Here is a 21,434-nt window from a genome sequence, read left to right on the forward strand (position 1 = left end):
GCAAATTGGCTGGATCCGAATAAGCCCGGACCCAAGCCATCACCGCATGACGGTGTCGACCTGCCGCCGCTCCTCGTCGGACATGCCGTCGGCGGGGATGTGTTCGAGCAGGTTGTCGACGATGGCATCGGTCGTGACCTGGTCCGCCTCGGCGTTGAAGTTCGTCAGGATGCGGTGCCGCAGCACGGGTCGCGCGACCGTGCGGACGTGCTCGATGGTCGTATGCCCGTCGCCCTTGAGCAGCGACTCGGCCTTGGCCGCAAGCACGAGGTACTCGCTCGCCCGCGGACCTGCGCCCCACGCGAGGTACTCCCGCGCCAGCGGCGGGCGCTCCAGCTCGTTGTCCATGGGCTCGTTGATCCGCGTCGCCCGCACCAGCCGCAGGGCGTAGGCGATCACGTGCTCGGGGACGGGGTGGGCCTCCACCATGTCGGCCACGCGATCGATCTCGTCGGCCGTCAGCACGGCGTCGAGGTGGACGTGCGCCTTCTCTCCGGCCCGCCGCACGATCTCGGCCTCCTCGTCCAGGCTCGGGTAGGCGATGTGGATCTGGAACATGAACCGGTCGAGCTGGGCCTCGGGCAGCGGGTAGGTGCCCTCCTGCTCGATGGGATTCTGCGTCGCGAGCACGAAGAAGGGCTTGGGCAGGTCGTGCAGCACGCCGCCGATGGTCACGTGCCGCTCCTGCATCGCCTCCAGGAGCGCCGCCTGCGTCTTGGGGGGCGTGCGGTTGATCTCGTCGGCCAGGACAACGTTCGCGAACACCGGCCCCTTGACGAAGCGCAGCTCGCGGTGGCCCGTCGTGCGGTTCTCCTCGATGACCTCGGTGCCGGTGATGTCGCTGGGCATCAGGTCGGGCGTGAACTGGATGCGGCTGAACTCCAGGTTCAGCGTCCGCGCGATGGTCGAGATCAGCAGCGTCTTGGCCAGCCCCGGCACACCGACCACCAGCGCGTGCCCCCGGCTGAACACCGCCAGCAGCATCTGGTCGACCACCTCGTCCTGACCCACGATGACCTTGTGGATCTCGGCCTTGAGGCGGTCGTAGGCGTCGCGGGCGAAGGCGGTGTCGGCGTCGCTGGCTGGCATATCGCGGCCCTCCGTGGGCCCGATCATACCGGCGGGGCCGCGCCGATGGCCGCACTCCGATGGCCGATGAGGTGCTTGGGCAAACGGCCGGTTTCCCGTATCATGCCACCGAGGCTCCAGGCACGCGCCACCCGAGCGGCCACGCAAGAGAGAAAGAGGGACATCCATGCCCACGCGTTCCGCACGCGCCGCCGCTCTGGCCGCCGCCATCCTCCCGGTGCTCGCCAGCGCCGCCCTCGCGCAGCCGTCGTGCCCGGCCGACCTCGATGGCGACGGCGAGCTGACCGCCCTGGACTTCCTCGCCTTCCAGACGCTCTTCGACGCCGAAGACCCCGCCGCCGACTTCGACGGAGACGGCCGCTTGCTCATCCTCGACTTCCTGGCCTACCTCAACGCCTTCAACGCGGGCTGTCCGGGCGAGCCGATCGCCACCCAGCTCGCCGGCGTCGCGCTGGATGCCTATCCCCACTTCCAGTACGTCCGCGCCTTCAATGCGGGCGACGTCGTTCGCGTGTCGATCGATCCCGATCGATTCCCGGCGATCCGCGGAGTCACCGCGGACATCTACCTCGTCGCCGCGAGGTCGGCCGACGAATGGGCGAGCGATCCAACGCTGGCCGACGTGCGGCCGAGCGGGCCGCAGGAACATGCGTTCCTTGCGGCCTCGGTGGAGGACGCCGCGGTTGCGCTCGCCGCATCCGAGCTGCTCGCCGCGGGCACGGGGCTGGCGATCTCCGGCGGCTACGACGTCGTGATCGACGCCGATCGCGACGGCCTGCTCGGCGCGGGCGACTTCATCGACGGCCTCGGCAGCGACGATCAACCCCCCGAACGAGGCTTCAGCGTCTACACCGACCTGACCCAGCCCGGCCCGCTCACCCCGACCACGGTGGACACCTCGACCATCCGCGGCGACCTGCGGCTGACCTACCCCGCCGAGATCGCGTCGGCCGGCCCGCTGCCGCTGGTGGTGATCGCCCACGGCGGCGGCCACGACTTCCGCTGGTATGACTACCTCCAGGACCACCTGTCGAGCTGGGGCTGGATCACCGTCAGCACGCGGAACTTCAGCGCGGGCACCGGCCTGAGCATGCTGCTGCAGACCGAGACCGTCATCGAGACGCAGGCGACCCTCGCCGGCGGCGTGCTCGACGGCTTCCTCGACGACTCGCGCATCGCCTGGATCGGCCACAGCGCCGGCGGCCGGGAGGCCGTCATCGGCGCCGAGCGGCTGCACACCGGCGACTTCGTGCCCCGCAGCTACGGCACGGGAGACATCGTGCTGCTGAGCGCCATCGCCGCCAACAGCGTCGGCGACTTCGCCCGCATCGACGGCGATCCCGGCCCCATCACCTTCCACATGATGTGGGGCGCCGCCGACGGCGACATCACCGGCCGGCCCGCCGAGCAGACCGTGCCCTTCCGCCACTACGACCGCGCGCGGGGCGTCAAGCACTCCACCTACATCCACGGCGCCGACCACAACGACTTCAATTGCTGCGGATTCGACGACTTCGCCGGCCCGCCCGCCACCGAGATCGGCCGCGCCGAGAGCCAGCGGATCGCCCAAGCGATCTACCTCGCGCTGCTCAAGCACCACGCCGAGGGCGACGCCGACGCGATCGACTATCTCACCCGCCCCTGGGAGCAGTTCCGCCCGGCATCGGTCAGCCCCGGCACCACGGTCGTGCACATGCACCGGTCCGATCCCGTCGCCGCCGCCAGCGGGATCATCGACGACTTCCAGCGCAACCCATCCACAACGACCAGCAGCTCGGGCGGAGCCGTCTCGATCGGCGTGGACAACCTCGTCGAGACCAAGCTCAGCGACACCGATGGCTCCTTCACCTGGTCGCCCACTAGTCCGGCCAACGGCATGACCTACGCCTTTACGCAATTCGACCGATCGCGGGGCGCCATCTTCGACTTCGACGGCGCCGGCTTCCTCGAGTTCGCGATCACGCCGGACCTCGCCGACGCCACCGGCTACGACCACCTCAGCTTCCGGGCGTGCCAGGGCACGCGGCACCCACTCACCACGGCCGACCTGGGAGACGTTGACCTGACCGTGTCGATCATCGACGGCGACCGCCGCAGCGGCTCGATCCGGATCAGCGCCTACGGCGGCGGCATCGAGGAGCCCTACCAGCGCACCGGTGCCGGCGACGGCACGGGCTGGCAGAACGAGTTCGAGACCGTCCGCATCCGCCTCACCGACTTCCTGGCCGGTGGCACCCAGGTCGATCTCTCCAATCTGGCCGTGGTTCGATTCGACTTCGGCCCGGACTCGGGCGCCGCCCGCGGACGGCTCGGTCTGGACGACATCGAGTTCGTCGCCGACCGCTGAGCACGGCGCGGCATCTGGCCGGCCACCTTCCCCCGCCTATGACCACACCGCGGATCTCGTCATCCGCAGTCGTAGCTGTCTCGGATAGAAGGGGAGTTCGAGCATGAAGTGCATACTCGTCGTGGTCCTGCTGCAGATGGTCATGCTCCTGCCCGCATGCGGATCCCCCAGAGCGATGGGCGACGCATCCCAGCACCCCATGGCCGCCGCCCGGATGGACCACGCGTGCCTGGTGACCCGGGACGACGAGCGGCTCATCGCCTGGTACCGCGACGTGCTGGGATTCGTCGTCGAGGTGCACTGGGAAGCCCCCGACGTCGTCCCCGGCGCCCGCCTGTCCTACCTCGTGCATCCCTCGGGATTCCGCCTCGAGATCGTCGGCGATCCGAACGCGGCGCCGCAGGCCCCGGCGCAGACCGTGCCGGCGGACTTCGCCGCCGCCGGCTACCGGCACCTCTGCTTCGCCGTGGACGACGTGGACGCCGCCCGCCGCGAGATGATCGCGCGTGGCGCCATCGCGATGGGCGAGCCCTTCGACTACCCGCTGCTCAGCCGGCGGCTGGCCTTCCTGCAGGACCCCGATGGCAACGTCATCGAGATCGTCCAGCCCATGGCGGGCGCGGGCGTCCTTCCGGGCCACCTGCTCCAAGCGGCGCACGGCATCGAGGGCCACGTCACCGTCATCACCACGATGCAGTCCCGCGCCGGCACCGAGCGCGATCTCGAGCACCGGCTGGCAGCCATCGATCGGGCGGGCGCCGTCCGCTGGCAGGCACTCCGCAACCCGGAGGTCGCCGGTCGCTACGCGATCGTCCAGACATGGGAAAACACCGACGCCCTCGAACGCCACGCCTCGAGCAACCAGGGGCAATTCGAGACGATCACGGACCTGCTGCACGGTCCGCCGCTTGCGCAGCTGCTCAGATCCAGCGAGCAGCCGGATGCTCCGCGGCGAGCGCTGCCCGACCAGCAAGAAACGCCGCTGCTCGATGCACTCCGGACGCGTGTCCGCGCCGCCGCGAGCCTGGACGAGCCGTTCGTGCTCGTCGTGCGGCTCCCAATGACCGTCGACGGCGATGCCACGACCGATGCGGCGGCATGGGCCCACTCGATCGCCCGTGCGACCCGCGCCGAGCCGCGGAACGGCGACTACGCGTTCTTCCGAGAGGCCGACGACCATCGCGCCTGGGTGCTGCTCGAGCGATGGCCCGAGTTCGCCGCCATGGAGGAGCACGTCACCCTGCCGCACTTCGGCGACCTGATGCGGCTGCTCGCCGCGTACGGCGGCGACCGTCGCCGCGCCGAACTGTACGTGCCGCTTGTCGCTCCGTAGGAACGCCGAGCATCACCATGCGGCCTATCCGCGGCCGCCCTTCATCGCGCTCACGCCGCGTGTAGTTCACCCCCAAACGGACCGCCGGGCCTGGATCCTGCCCGATCCAAGGCCCGGCGTAGGGGAGGTCACGGCGACGCGGAGCCCGGCGGGTCAGGCGCCGGGGCGTCCGCGGCCGCGTGAGTTCGGTATCCTGCTTCTTCCGATCCGGAGGGCCGGAGTTGCACGGCGAGTGCAAAAATTCCGCCCTGGATCGCTCGCAGGACCCGCTAGCGGCCACCGCCCGAACGGCCGCGGGCGCGATCACGCTCCAGCGACTGCTCCAGGCGATGCATCAGCCTCTCGACCATGGCCTCCATGCGGTCCTCGAAGCGCTCGATGGCGTCCTCGAAGCGATCCTCGAAGTCCTCCAGGCGATCCTCGAGGGCCTCGAGGCGGTCCTCCATCGACTCGGAGTCGAAGCCCTGCCACTCCTGGGGCGGCAGCCGGAAGGTGAAGCCCTGGCCCGGCTGGTGCTCGGCCCAGAAGCGGGCGCCATCGCCCTCGAGCTCGCGGAGCCGCGCCAGCGCGTCGTTCTGCATGCCGCGGAGTTCCTCGGCGTCGAAGGTGAACGCCTGCTGCTGGTTCTTCCGCAGCGCCTCGATGGCCCGCCGCATCGCGTGCTGGGCGTGCTCGTGGGCCTCGTGGGCCTCGTGGGCGGCCTCGCCCTGCAGCCGCGCGATCATCTCGGCGGCCTGCTTCAGCGCGGCTTCGGCCTGCTCGGCGTGATCCATGGCCCGGCCTTGGCCCTGGCCCTGCGCGCCCCGCCACGGGTTGGCGTCCTGCGCACGCGGCGCCGCCGGGGGTGCGGGCGGACGCGCGCCGACGCCCCCGCCGGCGGTCGGAGCACGGCCCAGCGCGGTCGCGTCGAAGGCCTCCAGCTTCACGTCAAAGGTCTTGGCCTGCCCCTTGCGGATGACCTTGACCTTGACCTTCTTGCCCGGTTCGGCCTTCCGGAGCACCACGCGGATGTCGTCGGCCGAGCGCGGCTCGGCGTGGTCGCCGAAGCCCACGATGATGTCCTTGGCTTTCAGCCCGGCCTTGGCGGCGGGCAGCCCGTCGATCACCCGCTCCAGCAGCACGGCCCTGTCGCCGTCCAGCCCCAGGTGCTCCAGCAGCACGTTGTCGGGCTCGCCCATCACGACGCCAAACATCACGCGGGGCTGGTCAGTGGCGTCCTGGACCTGCGCGACGCCGACGCGGACGGCCGGCGCGGGCCGTGCAAGCTGCACGATCTCCAGCTCGGGAGCCACGCCACCCAGCAGCGTCACGGGGGCCGAGGGCGCCCGCGGCACGCGGAAGGTCACCGCGCGGCCGGTGTCGTCGAGAACCACGATGGTGTCGCCCTTCCGCTCGATGCGGCTGGCGTCGACCTTCTTGCCGTTGATCTCCGCCGTCAGCTTGCCGTTGCGCTCCCGCACGGTCACGGCGTGGCCGTCCTGCGAGCGGGTCATCACGATCTCGCGGACCGACTGGGTCGGGGCGGTCTCGGCGACCACCTCGTAGCGGTCCGCGGTCGGGGCGGCGTCCTGCGGGGTGAGCGCGATCGCCGCCGCCGGCAGACCGGCGATGGCGGCAAGAGTGAGAGCGGTGCGCGAGAATGCCCTGGTACGAAAACGAGTCATGGATCGGTCCTCCTGCGGTCAGAATCCGATTGGCCGGTGCATCCCAAAGCGAATGCGTGGATGCGGGCCGGTGCATGATGGACACGCGGCGCGGGCAGCTCGTCGCGCACGTGGAATGCGGACGCATCGCCCGCCCGTTGGCTACTGGAACGCTCCCGGCAGACGGCCGAGAAGCGGTATCGCGATGTGGCACCCCCGCGCCACATCGCCTACATCGGCCCCGACGTCGGCCGGCTGAGCCGCATGGGCACCGGCCGCGGCGTGTTGGTGTCGTCGGGCTTCACCTGATACAGGTCGGCCTCGTCGATCACAGTCCGCTCGACGAATCGCCTGAGGTAGACCAGTTCGACGCGGCCATCGGGCAGCCGGCGGGCCTGCAGCAGCATCCGCTCGGGCAGTTCGCTGGACTCGCCGGCGCTCGCCAGCATGAACGGCTCGCCGGGCGAGACCATGCCGGGGCGGGACCCGCCCGCGTCGCCGGCCATCTCGCGACGCAACTCGGCGGCCGCCTGCGCCCGGCGCTGCTCGAGTCCCTCCCGCACCAGCGTCGTCGGCACCTGCTCGAGGGGACCGACGAAGTAGTCCGTTTCGTCGAAGGACGGCGCTCGGGCGATGTCGATCGACTCCTCACCAACCAGCTGCCCCGCTGACGCTTGCTGGCCAACCCAATCCGCGGGAGCCTGCGGCGGAGCGACCGGCGGCGGATCGGCCGGCGGTGGATCGGCCGCGACCATCGTGCCCTCGCGATCGGGCGCACCGCCCAGGCCGAAGGCCTGCGGCAGCATCCACGCGGCGACGACCGCCGCCGCCGCCCAGCCGACCCAGCCCGCCGCACGAACGACCGCGACCGGCCGCAGCCGGCCCGCGGGCAGCTGGTCGAGGGGCACCTCCACGCCGTCGGCCACCGAGATGGCATCGCCGACGATACGGGCGAGTTCCGCCTGGGCGTGCTGCGCCTCGAACAGCTCCCGCCACAGAGATGGATCGTCCTCGGCCATCGCACGCAGCAGGGCCCAGTCCTGGGCGCTCGCCGCGTCATCGACGACCCGTGTGATGAGCAGGTCGCGATCGGGCGGGCTGGGGCTATCGCTTCGGGGCTCCGTGTTGCTCATGGGTCCATTCCTCGCCAGCGATCGGCTGGTGTGCCGATCCGCTCGGCTTCGCGCTCGCGGGCGCTCGCGATCCGTTCCCGCAGCATGCGGCGGCCGCGTGCGATCCGCGTCTCGATCGTCGTCTCCGGCAGGCCCGTCAGCTCGCTGATGGCCTTGTAGTTCATGCCCCGCACGCAGCGGAGCACCAGGGGCTCGCGGTAGCCCTCGGGCAGATCGGCGATCAGGCCCAGCAGCCACCGCGCTTCGTCGCTCCGCTCGGGCGCCGCGGGCGTCTCGTCGGGCGCTTGCTCGCCCGCGAAACGGCCCGGGTCGCTCGCCGCCTGCGCGTCCAGCGCTCTGCGGCGGCGGGTCTTCTTGCGTCCGGCGGCGCGGGCGGCGTTGATGGCGACCGTTCGCAGCCAGGGCCGAAGCGCCGCGGACGTGCGCAGCTCGCCAACGCTGCGCACAAAGGTCGCGGCGATGTCCTGCAACATGTCGTCGAGCTCGCCATCTCGTGGCATGTGGGCGAGCACGATGGCGGCGACCCACCGGCGGTGCGATTGCCACAGACGCTGTATGGACTCGCCGTCCCCGGCCATGGCCCGCTCGACGAGCCGCGGATCGACCTGCCGGCGAGCGGCGGCCGCGGATGCTTCGGCTGGACTCACGATCGCCTCCGGTTGCAACCCACTCGGACTCCATCCCGCAACGGGCTCCGCACTTGGCCCGGATGCGCCCTGCGGGTTCCCCCGGCGTGCGGACCCAAGAAATTGCGGACGGCGGGCATGCCCTCCGCTATCGTCGCGTTCCGATATCGGGTTCGCGCCTTGCACCGATCCCGGCCGGATGCGGGGGATGCCGGGGAGGCCGACGCGCAGGACGGCGTATGTTGGGTTCTCGTTCGCATGACTCCTCGCCCCGCGACGCCTCCATGCCGCTGGGCGACCACCTCGACGACCTCCGCCGCCGGCTGATCCTCGCGGGCCTCGGCCTGCTGCCCATCGTCGTGCTCGCCTTCGTCTTCGGGACGTGGCTGATCGACACGATGTTCCAGCCGCTGTACGCGGCGCAGAAGGCCCGCGGCTATCCGCCCGGCGCCCAGGCCACCGGGCCGCTGGAGAGCTTCGGCACCTACCTGCGGGTGGCCTTCGCGGTCGCCATCGTGCTCGGGCTGCCCTGGCTGCTCTACCAGGCCTGGAAGTTCGTCGCCCCGGGGCTCTACGCCGCCGAGCGGCGCTTCGTGTACGTCCTGGCGCCGCTCAGCGTGCTGCTGACCATCCTCTCGGTGCTCTTCCTCTACTTCGTGATGCTGCCGGTGGTGCTGGCGTTCTTCCTGGGCTTCGGTAAGGCGCTGGGCGAGCTGGACCCCGGCGAGGCCAGCCCTCCCGCTGGGATCGCCTATCCGAGCGTGCCGGTGCTCGATGGCGATCCGCCGTCGCCCGAGCTCGGCAGCATGTGGGCCAACACGAGGCTCCAGCAGCTCCGCATCGCCGTACCGGCGCGCACGGCGGTCGTGGACGAGTCGTCGGAGTCCGCAGCCTTGGCGGCCCCCGCGGTGCGCGTGCTCGGCGTGCCGCTGGGCGAAACGGCGGGCCTGAGCCAGCAGTACCGCATGACCGAGTACGTGCGGTTGATGTTCCAGCTCGCGATGGCGCTGTCGGTCGGCTTCCAGACACCCGTGGTCGTGCTGCTGCTGGGGTGGGCGGGCCTGATCGTGCCCGAAGAGATGGGTCGCTATCGCCGCTACGCCGTGCTCGCAGCGGTCGTCGTGGGCGCGGTGCTGACGCCGGCCGACCCGGTGTCGATGGTCGTGCTCGCGGCGCCGCTGTACCTGCTCTACGAGTTCGGCCTGCTGCTGTGCCGGGTGCTGCCGGCCGAGCGCGTCGCCGGGGCGCGCCGCGAGGGCGACGTTGACGACGAGGGCGCCTGACGTGCTCGGGAGGCTCTTCCGCGGCCGGACCGAGCCAGGCCGGGGCGCCGTGCCGCAGCCCGCGAGCCCGGACGCCGCCACCGACGCCGACGCGGACGCCATGGCCCGCGCCCTCGAGCTCGCCCGGGAGGCGGCGGACGCCGGTGAAGTGCCCGTCGGCGCCGTGGTGTACGAGACCGCGACCGGTCGGACCATCGCCGAGGATCGCAACCGCCGCGAGCACTCGAGCGATCCCTGCGGCCATGCGGAGTTGCTCGCCGTGCGGGCGGCCGCATCGGCGCTGGGCGACTGGCGGCTCACCGGATGCACGGTGGTGGTCACGCTGGAGCCGTGCCCGATGTGCGCCGGGATGCTCGTGCAGGCGCGCGCGGCCCGGGTGGTCTTCGGGGCCTTCGACCCCAAGGCCGGCGCCGCGGGCAGCCTGATGAACCTGCTGGCCGACGACCGGTTGAACCACCGGCCCGAAGTCGTCGGCGGCGTGCAAGCGGACGCGTGCGGTGCGCTGCTCCGCGACTTCTTCCGCGCGCGACGACGCGGCTAGTCCGGAGCCTCGTCGACGCCGAGCTGCGACTCGAGGTGGTCCAGTTCCGCGGAGAGCGCGCGGTCGGTCGCCCGCAGCGAGGTGATCTTGTTGGCGCCGTGCATGATGGTCGTGTGGTCGCGGCCGCCGAGGTAGCCACCGATCTCCTCGAGCGAGTGGCGGGTGTGCCGCCGGGCGAGGTACATGAGCACCTGCCGCGGACGGGCGATCGAGCGGGTCTTCTTCTTGCTCTGTAGGTCGCTGAGCTTGACGGCGTAGTAGTCGACGATGAGGTCGATCACCCGCTGCATCGTCGCCGCGACGTGTGGCTTGGTCTCCGCCGGCGGCTCGATGGTGGCACGGGCCAGGTCGAGATCGATCGGCCGTTCATCGACCTTGGCGCGGACCTGCAGATTGACGATCGCGCCCTCGAGTTCGCGGATGTTGGAGTCGATGGCCGCCGCGATGTGCTCGGCCACGCCCTGGCCCAGATCCACGCCGCGGAGCCGGGCCTTGGTCTGGACGATGGCGATCCGCGTTTCGTAGTCGGGCTGCTCGACGCCGGTGACCAGCCCCCACTTGAACCGGCTGACGAGCCGCTCCTCGAGATCGGGGATGTCCTCGGGAGGTGCGTCGGAGCTGAGCACGATCTGCTTGTTGCTCTGGTAGAGCACGTTGAAGGTGTGGAAGAATTCCTCCTGGGTGCGATCCCGCTTGGCGAGGAAGTGGACGTCGTCGATCACGAGCATGTCGATGTCGCGGAACTCGTGGCGAAACTCGGACATGCGTCCCGCTTGCACGGCCTCCATGAACTCGCTGGTGAATTCCTCGCACGAGACGTACTCGACCACCCAGTCGGGATTCTGGTCGGCGATGCTGAGGTAGATCGCCTGGAGCAGGTGGGTCTTGCCCAGCCCAACGCCGCCGTGGATGAACAGCGGGTTGTACCGCCGTCCGGGCTCCTCGGCCACGGCGGACGCCGCCGCGTGCGCCAGCCGGTTGCCCGGTCCCATGACGAAGTTGCGGAATGTGTTGTCGGGGTTGATGGCCAGGCGGAGCGCCCCGCGGGCCCGCCTCTCGGCGGTGCGCTGGCCCATGCCGCCGCCGATCACAACGGCCCGGTCGGAGCCGTTCTGGTCCGCGGCGCTGCCGGCCGCCGCGTCGCCGGCGTGGGGTGCGGACTGGGCGTCGTCCTCGCCCGGCGCAACGAAGCGGATGTTGAGCAGGTGCCCCGACACGATGCGAAGGGCGTCGGCAAATACGCCCCGATACTCGGCGTGCAGGTGGTCCCGCTCGACGCCGCTCTGGGTGCGGACCAGAAGCACGCCGTTGCGGATCTCCAGCGGATGCAGCGCGTCGAAGCGGGCCCGGCTCTCGGCGGGGTTGTTGGCCCGGAGGTAGTTGAGCGTCTCGCTCCAGAGCGCCGCGGCCTCTCCGCCGCTCCCGTGTTGCTCCGCCCGCCGCGCCGGTTGTGCCATCTGGTTCTGCCCCGCACCCAACCCACGAACGCCAACCCCGCAGCGGGTCGGTTCATGCCGCCTCCGCGACGTGGCGCAGCAATACCCACAGCACGGACCATGGGGCGGTCCAGGCTGTCGCGCGCCTGCGCGGAGCGTCTCGTCGGCGGCTTGGAATCTGACCCGGCTCACAAGGTAACGCGACGCTCGCCGAGAGTCAACACGGCTCTTTCCGCATCGCGGGCGACGGCCCCCCAAGGGGCGTGGAAACGCCTATGCGCTGCCGCTTGCGACCGCCTCGGCGGACCGGGCCTCGGCTTCCTGCCGTTCGTAGGCCTGGCGGTTGTGGCGGTGGTCCATCAGCACGCGGATGCGGGCGGCCTGTTCGTCGCCCAGACGCTCCTGCAGCACGCGGCGGGCGTCGTTGACGTGCGTCCGGCGGGAGATGTGGCCGACCACGAACGTCTCGCAGGCCAGCAGCGGCATCCACTCGGCTAGGTCGTCCACGTGCATGTGCATGCCGATGCGGGACCGCTTGCGGTGGCCGGGCTCGAAGAACGTGCACTCGCTGATGACGACGCGCGCGCTGCGGATGTCCTCGCGCAGCAGGTGGGAGCCGGGCAAGGTATCCCCGGTATAGGCGATCAGCGGCACCTCGAAGCTGCGGGTGATTTCCTGGCCTCGCTTCTTGAGTTCGACGAGCTTCTCCTGCGGCAGCCCGACGTATTCGTCGCGGAGCTTGGTGCGTTTCTCGGCGATCACGAAGCCCACCGACGGGGCGGTGTGCTCGGTGTGGAACGCCCGGATGACGTGATTGGGCTTGATCTGCCAGGCCTGGTCGGCCTCGAGCGGCACGATCTCGTAGGGCGTCCGCTGCCGCTCGAGCGCGACGTAGCCCTCGAGCATGGACCGCAGGTCGTGCTCGATGCGGGCGTCGCAGACGACGGTGCCCGTGCCCATGCCCTGGAACTGTCGCTGCGACAGGTAATACGCCAGCCCGCCGATGTGGTCCATGTGGCCGTGGCTGAGCGCGCAGATCGGGCTGGCGAGCATCGCCCGCGGGCATGCACCCATGTCGAAGCACACGTCCAATTCGGGGATCTGGATGGCGGTGGCCTCCCCCGCGATCGAGACGCCCTGGATGCGGAAGGGCGGCGCGTAGATAAAGCCCAGCGAGGGATCACGCGGCGGCGGCTTGGGGATCATGGTGGCTCCGGCCCCGGACGGGGAGGAAGGCGGTGCGACGGCCGCTAGGCCGGCGAACGCGTGCAACGGGCCATCCGATCGTCCGCGGGGCTGGCCCGTATCGCCCCCGCATTCGCCAACGATAGGACGCGTTCGCCGGCCGGCTCCGGGCGTACGCTGGTGCCATGAGCAAGGACGCGGCACCGCCGCCGCAGGAAGATCCAGGGCTGGGTGCCGCCGGGGCCGTGGACGCGGATGCCGCGGCGAAGGCCAGCAAGGCCGCCGACCGGCTGTTCACCCTCGGGCTGTCCCTGTACCTGGGAGTCATCGGGCTGGGGCTGCTGCTGCGGTCGCTCCCCGAAGCGCTGGCCGGCTGGCTTGTCGACAATCTGTACGCCAGCGAGCAGCGGCTGCTGCCCGTCGCCATCGCGGCGCTCGGGGCGATCCTGCTCGCGTTCGGCATCACGCTCTCGATCGGGCACACGCGGCTCATGGCGGGCGTTCGGCTGCTCCGCGAACTCGGCCCCGCTGGCGTGCTCGGGCTGCTCTGGACCGCCATGCCGCCGGTCTCCGGCACGCTGCTGGTGGTCTACATCGGGGACATCTCGGCCTTCCTCGAGCGGCAGGGACCCGCGGGCCTGGTGCTCTACGTCGTGATCTTCATCCTGAGCGCCGGGCTGGGCTGCCTGCCCACGTACGCGCAGGCCATCCTCGGCGGCTGGGCCTTTGGCACCACCGTGGGTTTCCTGGCGGCTTGGGTCGGCTTCCTGGGCGGGTCGCTGATCGGCTTCCACGTCGCCCGCACGGTGTCCAAGCAGCGAGTGCAGCGGGTCATCGCGAGGAACGCCAAGGCGCAGGCCATCCGCGATGCGCTCATCGGCCACGGGCTTGCGAGGACGACGCTGATCGTTGCGCTGCTGCGGCTGCCGCCCAACTCGCCCTTTGCGCTCACGAACCTGGCGATGGCATCCTCGGGCGTGCGGGCGTTGCCCTTTGCTGTGGGTACCGCGATGGGCATGGCGCCGCGGACGTTCATCGCGGTGCTGCTCGCCGCCGAGGCCGCCAAGCGGGGCGACGACATCGGCGAGGTGCTGGGCCGCGACCCGATCATGGTCGTTGCGGGGCTGGGCGTCGCCTTCGTCGCGCTGGGCATCATTGGCATGATCGCCAAGCGGGCGCTGGCGCGGGTGACCGCGGCGAGCGAAGCGCCCGCTGCGGGTCCCGCCTAGCGCGATCGATCCGAGTTCATCCGGGATTGCACGACACGACCGCTCACTCGGGCGGATCGCCCCGTGGAGCCAGGAGCCCCGCCACGGCTCCGAGCGCCGTCGTGCCCATGGCGGTCACGACCTGGCTGGGCTCGGTGCCGTTCTCGGCGAGGCCCGCGAACAGCAGGGCGATGATCACCACCGCCAAGAGGCCTATTACGACGAGCCGGTAGAACACCTTGTCGTTCGAGTAGGCCGGCGCCGTGATCGCGCGGAGAGCCGACTCCGGATCGTTCTGGATCCTGCGAACGAGATCGGGGTTGCGTGCGAGTTCATCGGCGAGCGCCGACGTGCTCCGGAATCGCTTGCTCATCATCCACCCTCCCGGCACCGGGAGGGCGCCGCGTGGTCATTGCGACTTGATCGGACCCGTCACGCGTACTCGGGTGGGGACGCCGTTGATCTCGGGCGGGATGCGATCCCGGGCTCGCGGATCGCCCAGGAGGACGACGATCGTGGCCGCCCCCCCGCTCTCTTCGATCATGCATCCCTCGACGCCGTCGATCGCGAGCAACCGATCGCCGTGCTCGGCGAGCACGGCGTCGGCGTGCGTTGCGCCACCCGTGGCATCATCGCGCTCGGGGTCGTACGAGACTGCACCGGACTCCATGGCCGCTCCTTCGCGGCCGGAATGCGCTGCGCCGCCCGCTGCTTCAAGTATATAGCTGCACGCCCAGGCCACTCAGCACCCGCCGGATCTTGTTGCCGAACGTGATGCCGCCTCCTCCGGCGAAGAGCAGCCCAACGGGGTTGCGACGGCGGTCCCAGTTCCAGATCAGCGAGCCCGAATCACCGCCCTGGCTGAACGGCTTGCGGCCGATGCCCCGGACGGCCATCTGGTCGGTGAACACCGCGACTCGACCGCCCCCGAAGTTCACGCGGATGGTGGCGTTGGTGCTCAGCACGCGTCCGCAGGTCAGCTGCGTGGTGCGGCCCGTCTTTCCGACCACCCGGCCAACGCGTGGATCCGCCGGTCGCGACGACACGCGGAAGAACCTGCGGCGGCCCTTGTACACGTAGATCAGCTCTCGCCGCACCAGCCGGGGGCTGGTCCATCCCAGTGCACAGTCGACGTAGTTCTTCTTCCCGGAAAAATCGATGGTGACCCACTTGTGGAGACGAGCGATGCAATCCCGTGGATTGCGGCCGCCGTCGTAGGGTCCGGGCTGCAGGATGGGATCGCCCACGCGGGCGTTGTTGCTGTTGGCCAGCACGTGGTTGTTGCTCAGGATGTAGAGACGGCGGCGATCCCGCACGAGGCAGCCCAGGGTGCCCGCGCTGATGCGGACGTGCCCGACCGAGACGCCACCGGGCGCCGGGCGTATCCGGAACCGATGCGCCTCGGCATCGATCTCGCCGGTCTTGATGGGCACGATCGGAAAGCCGTCGTCCGACGCGGCTTGCACGTCCATGGCGTCGTGCAGCGTGCGCCGGATGGACTCTTCGTCGGCGTCCTCGACCGTGAAGACGCCCAGCGCACCCTCGCCCGGTGGCACGATCTCGTCCTCGAGCGGCATGGGCAGCGCCGCGGCGCCCACGACGTTGCCCGGCCCTTCGATGTCGTCGAGGGTTTGCACGCCGGCGGACGCCGACCGCTGCAAGCTTGCGGTGATGCTCTCCATCGCTCGGCGGACGGGCTCGCTGCCCGCCTCGGCTTCGGCGGACGCCTCGTCGTCGGCGTCGGAGTCGGCACCGAAGTCTTCGGGGTCGCCGCCGAGATCGGGCTCCTCGAATCCGTCTCCGCCGTCCTCTCCCGGCAGATCCTCGGGCAGTTCGAATGCGCCCCCGTCTTCTGGTATGTCCGTCATGGCCGTGGTTCTCCCTTCTTCGTCCTGCGCGTCGCGAGCGTCGCGGCGCAGCGAGAACCTAACGGACGACGAGCCATTCGATCAATCCCCTAATCTGGTGGATGCCGGCAGAATCTCGATGGGTCGATGCCGCCGGGGCTGCATCCCGTGCAGCTGCGTCCGCAGCGGGCGCCCACGGCCCCTACCCGCCGGCCCGGTGCACGCCCGTGGCTCGGATCGTCAGCACATCTTGGGACGGCCGGGCCCCGACCGTGCCGGTGACGATCACCTCCTGGAGGGGCTCGAGCCCGGCCGCGATCACGTCGTCGCCGACCGGAGCGCCGCTCGCATCGACGATCTGCACCGTGGCGGCGTGCCGCATGAGTTCCTCGGGGGGGTTGCAGCAGTAGTCCCACGGCGTGGGGCAGTGGTCGTCGTCGCCGACGCACGGATTCTCGAGCGAAGCATCGATGATCTGGAACACCGGGCTTTCGGGGCTGAGGGCCTCTACCCGGCCGCCGATGATGCCCCGCACGGTGATGGTGTCTCCCTCCGTGGCCTCCGCCTTGGCCGAGATCACCGACCTTGCGTCGCCTGGCGCTGTCGCGAGCATCCACGGGACATCGGTGGAGCGCGTCGCCGAGCTCGATTCGGTAGTCGATTCGCTGCATCCGACCAGGAACAAGAACGGGATGGCGCACAACGTGATTCTCTGCATGATCATGGCAACTCCTCTCGCGATTCAGCTTGCTCTGAGGGCCTCGGCGATCGGCAGACGCAGGCATCGAATGGCCGGTGGGATCGCACCGACAAACCCGAGGACCAGTCCGCCACCGACGCCCGCCAGCAGCACGGGTGGATCTAGCACAAGGGCGAACGCGCCCATCGAGAAACGAACGGCGATGCCGTCGAGCAGGGCGAGCCCGATGGCGACGGCCAGCAGTGCGCCGCACGCCGACGCGAAGATCGATTCTTCGACCAGGCTGACGACGATCGCTCCGCGCGTGTAGCCGAGCGCCTGCAGCATGCCGACCTCCCGCACCCGCGACGCGAACGCGGCGTACATGGTGTTGAGCCCGCCGAAGATGCCACCCAGGGCGATTAGCGCGGCGGTCACGAGCACCATGATCCGGATCGGCGCATAGAACGAAGCGATCGACGCGTAGTACGCGGCCTCACGGATCGCCGTGATCTCGAGGTCGAGCCTGCTCTTGGCAAAGAGATCGACGTCCGCAAAGCCCGCGTCATCGAGCGTGACGACGACGCACGAGATCGTGCTCTCGCGCCGCGTGGCGATCTGCAGGTCCGTCAGCGGGACCCAGATCTCGGCGTCCATCACCGTGTGCGGCGCCGAAAACTGTCCGACGATGGTCCACGGGCGGTCGTCGAACCACAGCGCTTGGCCGATGGCGACCCGCTCGGCGGGCACGCCCAGGCGGGTGGCGGCGAGCGAGCCCACCATCAACTCGTCCGCACCAGAGCGGGGCATGCGACCCGCCGTGATCTCCACTTCGGGGTGCACAAGCAACGCGACCGGCCGGACGCCACGCAGCACGGCGGGGAGGTCGGCTTCGTCCTCCGCCTCCAGCCGGAGTGGCAGGGCCGCGTGGATCTCGGACGACGCATAAACGACGCCCGCTCGCTGCTTGAGCCCACGGATGCTGGCCGCGGCGATGCCCTCGACGGCCGCATCGATCTGCGAGCGCTCCACGCCCTCCTCGGACCCGGTGCCGAGGATCATGACGTTGGCGTGCAGCGGCTCGCGCTGGGTGAGCGTGTGCTGCATTCCACGCACGAAGCCACCGGAGGCCAGCACCAGCAGGACGACCAGCGTGGACCCGACCAGCGACGCGATCAGTCGCACCCGACCCCGACCGAGGTTGCGGAACGCGTAATGGAAGGGCAGCCGACTCATGGCGCACATCATGCTGTCCGTAGGCAGGCCGCGATCTGCCTCGAAGAAGCCTGCCACGCCGGCACGAGCCCGGCCAGAACGGCGAGGGCCGCGCACACCAGCAGTCCGACCAGCAGGAGCGAGGCGTCGGCCGAGATGGGGATCGAGACGCCCTCGACCGAGAGCGCGAGGCTGCCATAGCTCGCGGCCCCGACCGCCACAAGGGCACCGAGAGATCCCCCGATGACGGCGAGCACCAGGCCCTCCAGCACGATGAGCGCGGCGAGCAGCCGGCCGGAGTATCCCAGGGTCTGGAGCACCGCGTGCTCGCTCACGCGGCTCTGCACGCCCAGCACGACGGAGTTGGCAACCAGCGCCAGCACCGCCGCCAGGCACCCAAGTCCCAGCCAGCGGGCGAAACCGACCAGCTCGATGATGTCGTCGGCGACGCGACCGATGAAGGCCTTCTCCGTGAACGTGGCCGTGGGTTCTTGCGCGACGGCGAATTCGGCGTCGATGGCGGCCGCAATGTCCTCCAGCATCGAGGGATCCTCGACCCTGACGTTGAACTGGGTGACGATGCCGAGCTCGTCGCGGCCCGCGAGTTGCACGAACTCGATCGCCGTGTACGCGACGTTCTGGTCCTGTGGACTATCCGAGCGGATGATCCCCGCGACGTAGGCGGTGATGCCCGCCGCATCGAAGGTCATGCCCGGCGAGAGCCCCCTGCGGGTGGCCAGGGTCTCGCCGAGGAGCGCCGCGTCCGTGCGCCGGGACCAGTCCTCGTACGAGCCGGCGACGAGCTCGATGTCGCGATTGGATCTGGCGAGGAACTGATCCTTGGGAACGCCGCGGAAGGTCACGACGTCCAGGCTCGTCCGGCAATTCGAGACGACAACCTTGACCGGGATCGCGGACTCCACGCCCTCGATGCGTTCGATGCGCGCGCGGTAGTCCTGCGGCAGCAGGCTAGTCGCCGGGCAGTAGCGGTCCTCCCGGTAGACGATGAGGGTGGTGTCCTTGGCCGTCTGCTGGGTCGCGATGGCGACGCCGCGATTCATGGCTTGCACGGCGGTGAAGAGGAACATCGCGATGCCGATGCCCAACACCGTGAGCAGCGACCGCACACGGTGCCGCCAGATCTGCTTGAGGACGTACGGCGAGCACTTCAGGAGCGTCATGCGAGCACCTCCTCCCGTGGTTCGGCGGCGGGCACGAGCCGCCCCTTGTCCAGGTGCAGCGTGCGCTTCGCGTAGGTCGTGGTGTTCGGATCATGCGTCACCATGATGACGGTGGCGTCCAGCCGCTCGTTCAGTTCTTGGAGGAGGCGCATCACCGACTCGGCGCTCCGCTTGTCGAGATCGCCGGTCGGCTCGTCCGCCACCAGGATGTCCGGCTCGGCCACGATCGCGCGCGCCACGGCCACCCGCTGCTCCTGGCCTCCCGAGAGCTGCCGCGGAAAGTGGTTGCGTCGCTCGGCGATGCCGACGCGCTCCAGGGCGGTCATGACGCGCTCGTGGCGTTCTCGCCTCGACAGACCGTGCAGCAACAGTGGGAGTTCCACGTTCTCGTACGCGGTGAGCACGGGCACAAGGTTGTACAGCTGGAATATGTACCCGACGTGCTCCGCTCTCCACGCGGCGAGCCTGCGTCGTGCCAGCTTCGAGATATCCGAGCCATCGACGACGAGCGAGCCGCTCGTCGGTGAGTCGATCCCGGCGATGAGATTGAGCAGCGTGGTCTTGCCGCTGCCGCTCGGACCCATGAGCGCGAGGAAGTCGCCCCGCGGGACGTCGAGGTCCAGATCCTCCAGCGGCCGGATGACCTCCCCGCCCCGCCGGTACTCGCGTGTCAGGTTTCGGCATTCGATGAGGCTCATTGGTCGCCCCCCTTGCCGATTCGAACGGATTGACCCGGGCGATAGCCCTGCTCCGGGTGCGCGAGCAGATCGCCCGCACGCAGCGGGCCGCTCACGAGGATCCAGCCGTCCTCCCGGCTATGGGTCTGGACGGCAACCGGTTGCAGACGCCCGCGTGAACCCCGGCGGTCGGCAACGAGCCACACGCGACCATCCTGCATGGACGACTCTGGGATGAGCACGGCCGCCGACGGATCGGAGGGATTGCCGCCGGCGTCCTCACCGGACGGCAGGAACTTCACGCGGGCGAGCATCTCGGGCCGCAGCAGCGGAGACGGCTCGAGCACGCGAACCTTGACCTGCAGCGTGTTCTTCTGCAGGTCCGCCTCGTGCGTCACGCGGAGCACCGAGCCGTGGAAGACCGTGCCGGGCAGGACATCCACGACGATCTCGCACGCCTGGCCCGGATGCACCTGCGACGCGTCGGCGAGCGGCACATCCACGCGTACCTGCAGCTTGGCTGGGTCGTACACGTGCACCAGGTGGGCTGAGTGGGCATCATCCATGCCCCGGATCGCCTTGTCCCCGGGCGCTTTCAGCCGACGGAGGACGACGCCATCCATCGGCGAGCGGATGACCATGCGATCCAACGCGAGCCGGGCGTCGTCCCGCTCGGCGCGACGCCGAACGACGTGCGCCTCGGCGCGCGCCAGGATGGCCGTCGCGGCGTCGAGCGCACGACGCTCGTCGATCCTCAGCTCGAAGTCTCGCTCCGCCGCCCTGAGTTCGGCCTGGAGCCTCTCGACGCCGGCTCCCAGCACGGGCTCGCTTGCGCGGAGGGCGGCGACCTCGGCCCGCTGCGCGGCGACGCGTTGCTCCGCGACCACGAGCTCGAGCTCCACCGTCGCGCCGCGTTGCCGGGCCGACCGCGCCCGCTTGGCCTCCTCCTCGAGGCGGACCAGCGTGGCCTCCGCCGACTCGATGAGCGTCGGCAGCCGGGCGAGCTCCGCACGCCGCTGGGCGAGCTCCGCACGCGCGACCGCTACGGCCTTCTCTCGTGCGACGGGCTGGTCCCACGCCTCCTGGGCGGCCCGAAGATCGGCCAACGCCACGGCGCGGTCCGCCTCGGCGGCGGCGAGCGCCGCCGCCGAAGAGGCGAGATCCAAGCGTGCCTCGTCATCCACAAGGGTGGCCACGAGCTGGCCGGCCCGCACGGGCTCGCCCTCGAGCACGTCGATGGTCTCGACGATCCCATCGGCGAGCGTGGTGACGGCGGTGTAGTACGGCTCGGCTTCCACCCACCCGGGCGCCTGCACCATTCGGGTCGAGGGGGTCGCCGCGGATTCCGACTCGGCCTGCGGCTCGGACTCATCCGGCACGCTGAACACGACCTGCGCGACCTGCACGGTGCGCGTCGGTCGGACGATGGGCCACGCCGACCAGCCAAGCACGGCGAGCGTTGCGAGCACGACGGCGATGGGAATCACCGTGGACGGCCACGACCGCCGCAGCGTTGCGTCGCGCGGGCTCGCCGCGCGTGCGTGTGCTTCCTGCATGTGATGGGCTCCAAGTTCTGGCGAACCACCGCGCACGGCCTGCGCGCACCTTCGGCGTTGGCGTGTGGTCAGAACTTGGGCGGATGGGCTGGGTCGTCCGCGAACGCATCACGAGGGGCTTCGGTGAGCACCATCGCAACCGGCGCGGAGGCATCGCTCCAGAGGAGGCTTCGTGGCTGCTGCGGAATGGCCGGCGTGGCTCCGCCGATCTTGCAGCACGACCGCGGGCATTCGCAGTCGCCATCCCTGGGGCACGGGAGCCGGGGCTTGTCCTCGGTCTCGTCGCATTGGGCCGGAGCAGGTGCTGCACAACACGAATTCGACGCGGCCTCGGTTGCAACCTCGGCCGCGTCGTGTGCATGCCCGCTGCAGCACCCCGAAGCGAAGATGCTTGCGAGTGCGGTCGTCGGCTGGCAGACGAGTGCCAGGACAAGGAAGATGGAGAGCACGCCCGG

General features: G+C 70.2%; 19 protein-coding genes. 5 read left to right on the forward strand and 14 right to left on the reverse strand.

All coding sequences use genetic code 11. The features are described 5' to 3' along the window. Positions 1-39: 39 nt before the first annotated feature. Complete coding sequence (locus AAFX79_03580) at positions 40-1,089, reverse strand: AAA family ATPase (GenBank protein MEO1007620.1); 1,050 nt, start codon at positions 1,087-1,089, stop codon at positions 40-42. 166 nt (positions 1,090-1,255) lie between these two features. Between AAFX79_03580 and AAFX79_03585 the strand changes: the two genes are divergently transcribed. Both AAFX79_03585 and AAFX79_03590 read left to right on the forward strand, forming a co-directional pair. Further along, on the forward strand, positions 1,256-3,436 hold the full coding sequence (locus AAFX79_03585) for a GC-type dockerin domain-anchored protein (protein MEO1007621.1): 2,181 nt from the start codon (positions 1,256-1,258) through the stop codon (positions 3,434-3,436). Between the two features lie 103 nt (positions 3,437-3,539). Next, positions 3,540-4,769, forward strand: a complete 1,230-nt coding sequence (locus AAFX79_03590) for a VOC family protein (GenBank protein MEO1007622.1) — start codon at positions 3,540-3,542, stop codon at positions 4,767-4,769. A 269-nt stretch (positions 4,770-5,038) separates the two neighbouring features. Here the strand turns inward: AAFX79_03590 and AAFX79_03595 are convergent, their stop codons facing one another. The 3 genes from AAFX79_03595 to AAFX79_03605 form a co-directional block, all read right to left on the reverse strand. Further along, positions 5,039-6,433 (reverse strand): PDZ domain-containing protein, encoded by a 1,395-nt coding sequence (locus tag AAFX79_03595; GenBank protein ID MEO1007623.1) that lies wholly within the window; start codon positions 6,431-6,433, stop codon positions 5,039-5,041. Between the two features lie 209 nt (positions 6,434-6,642). Continuing rightward, entirely contained in the window at positions 6,643-7,545 is a 903-nt protein-coding gene (locus AAFX79_03600) for a hypothetical protein (protein ID MEO1007624.1), read from the reverse strand. Beyond that, positions 7,542-8,192 (reverse strand): sigma-70 family RNA polymerase sigma factor, encoded by a 651-nt coding sequence (locus AAFX79_03605; protein ID MEO1007625.1) that lies wholly within the window; start codon positions 8,190-8,192, stop codon positions 7,542-7,544. Before AAFX79_03605 ends, AAFX79_03600 begins: the two co-directional genes overlap by 4 nt. Before the next feature lie 263 nt (positions 8,193-8,455). Here AAFX79_03605 and AAFX79_03610 point away from each other — a divergent pair, with 263 nt between their 5' ends. Then, on the forward strand, positions 8,456-9,454 hold the full coding sequence (locus tag AAFX79_03610) for a twin-arginine translocase subunit TatC (protein MEO1007626.1): 999 nt from the start codon (positions 8,456-8,458) through the stop codon (positions 9,452-9,454). A gap of 100 nt (positions 9,455-9,554) precedes the next feature. Continuing rightward, complete coding sequence (gene tadA, locus AAFX79_03615; GenBank protein ID MEO1007627.1) at positions 9,555-9,995, forward strand: tRNA adenosine(34) deaminase TadA; 441 nt, start codon at positions 9,555-9,557, stop codon at positions 9,993-9,995. Here tadA and dnaA read toward each other — a convergent pair. Both dnaA and AAFX79_03625 read right to left on the reverse strand, forming a co-directional pair. After that, positions 9,992-11,452, reverse strand: a complete 1,461-nt coding sequence (dnaA, locus tag AAFX79_03620; GenBank protein MEO1007628.1) for a chromosomal replication initiator protein DnaA — start codon at positions 11,450-11,452, stop codon at positions 9,992-9,994. The genes tadA and dnaA overlap by 4 nt on opposite strands. 252 nt (positions 11,453-11,704) lie before the next feature. Beyond that, positions 11,705-12,637, reverse strand: coding sequence for an MBL fold metallo-hydrolase (locus AAFX79_03625; GenBank protein MEO1007629.1), 933 nt, complete (start codon positions 12,635-12,637; stop codon positions 11,705-11,707). 164 nt (positions 12,638-12,801) lie between these two features. Between AAFX79_03625 and AAFX79_03630 the strand changes: the two genes are divergently transcribed. After that, positions 12,802-13,845 (forward strand): VTT domain-containing protein, encoded by a 1,044-nt coding sequence (locus AAFX79_03630; GenBank protein MEO1007630.1) that lies wholly within the window; start codon positions 12,802-12,804, stop codon positions 13,843-13,845. A gap of 43 nt (positions 13,846-13,888) precedes the next feature. On the opposite strand, the gene AAFX79_03635 is transcribed toward AAFX79_03630, so the two are convergent. The 8 genes from AAFX79_03635 to AAFX79_03670 form a co-directional block, all read right to left on the reverse strand. Next, positions 13,889-14,197 carry a hypothetical protein gene (locus tag AAFX79_03635; GenBank protein ID MEO1007631.1) on the reverse strand — a complete coding sequence of 103 codons (309 nt, stop codon included), beginning with the start codon at positions 14,195-14,197 and terminating at the stop codon, positions 13,889-13,891. 36 nt (positions 14,198-14,233) lie between these two features. Beyond that, positions 14,234-14,494, reverse strand: a complete 261-nt coding sequence (locus AAFX79_03640; protein ID MEO1007632.1) for a hypothetical protein — start codon at positions 14,492-14,494, stop codon at positions 14,234-14,236. Between the two features lie 43 nt (positions 14,495-14,537). Continuing rightward, positions 14,538-15,692 carry a hypothetical protein gene (locus AAFX79_03645; protein ID MEO1007633.1) on the reverse strand — a complete coding sequence of 385 codons (1,155 nt, stop codon included), beginning with the start codon at positions 15,690-15,692 and terminating at the stop codon, positions 14,538-14,540. Positions 15,693-15,873: 181 nt separating this feature from the next. Continuing rightward, on the reverse strand, positions 15,874-16,395 hold the full coding sequence (locus AAFX79_03650) for a hypothetical protein (protein MEO1007634.1): 522 nt from the start codon (positions 16,393-16,395) through the stop codon (positions 15,874-15,876). 18 nt (positions 16,396-16,413) lie between these two features. Beyond that, positions 16,414-17,586, reverse strand: coding sequence for an FtsX-like permease family protein (locus tag AAFX79_03655; protein ID MEO1007635.1), 1,173 nt, complete (start codon positions 17,584-17,586; stop codon positions 16,414-16,416). A gap of 8 nt (positions 17,587-17,594) precedes the next feature. Then, the gene (locus AAFX79_03660; protein MEO1007636.1) at positions 17,595-18,746 is read right to left on the reverse strand and encodes an ABC transporter permease; all 1,152 of its coding nucleotides are present in this window, start codon (positions 18,744-18,746) and stop codon (positions 17,595-17,597) included. Beyond that, entirely contained in the window at positions 18,743-19,444 is a 702-nt protein-coding gene (locus AAFX79_03665; GenBank protein ID MEO1007637.1) for an ABC transporter ATP-binding protein, read from the reverse strand. Before AAFX79_03665 ends, AAFX79_03660 begins: the two co-directional genes overlap by 4 nt. Continuing rightward, entirely contained in the window at positions 19,441-20,979 is a 1,539-nt protein-coding gene (locus AAFX79_03670) for an efflux RND transporter periplasmic adaptor subunit (GenBank protein ID MEO1007638.1), read from the reverse strand. Before AAFX79_03670 ends, AAFX79_03665 begins: the two co-directional genes overlap by 4 nt. Positions 20,980-21,434 lie beyond the last annotated feature (455 nt).

This window comes from Planctomycetota bacterium (genome assembly GCA_039819165.1).
Lineage (GTDB): Bacteria > Planctomycetota > Phycisphaerae > Phycisphaerales > UBA1924 > JAHCJI01.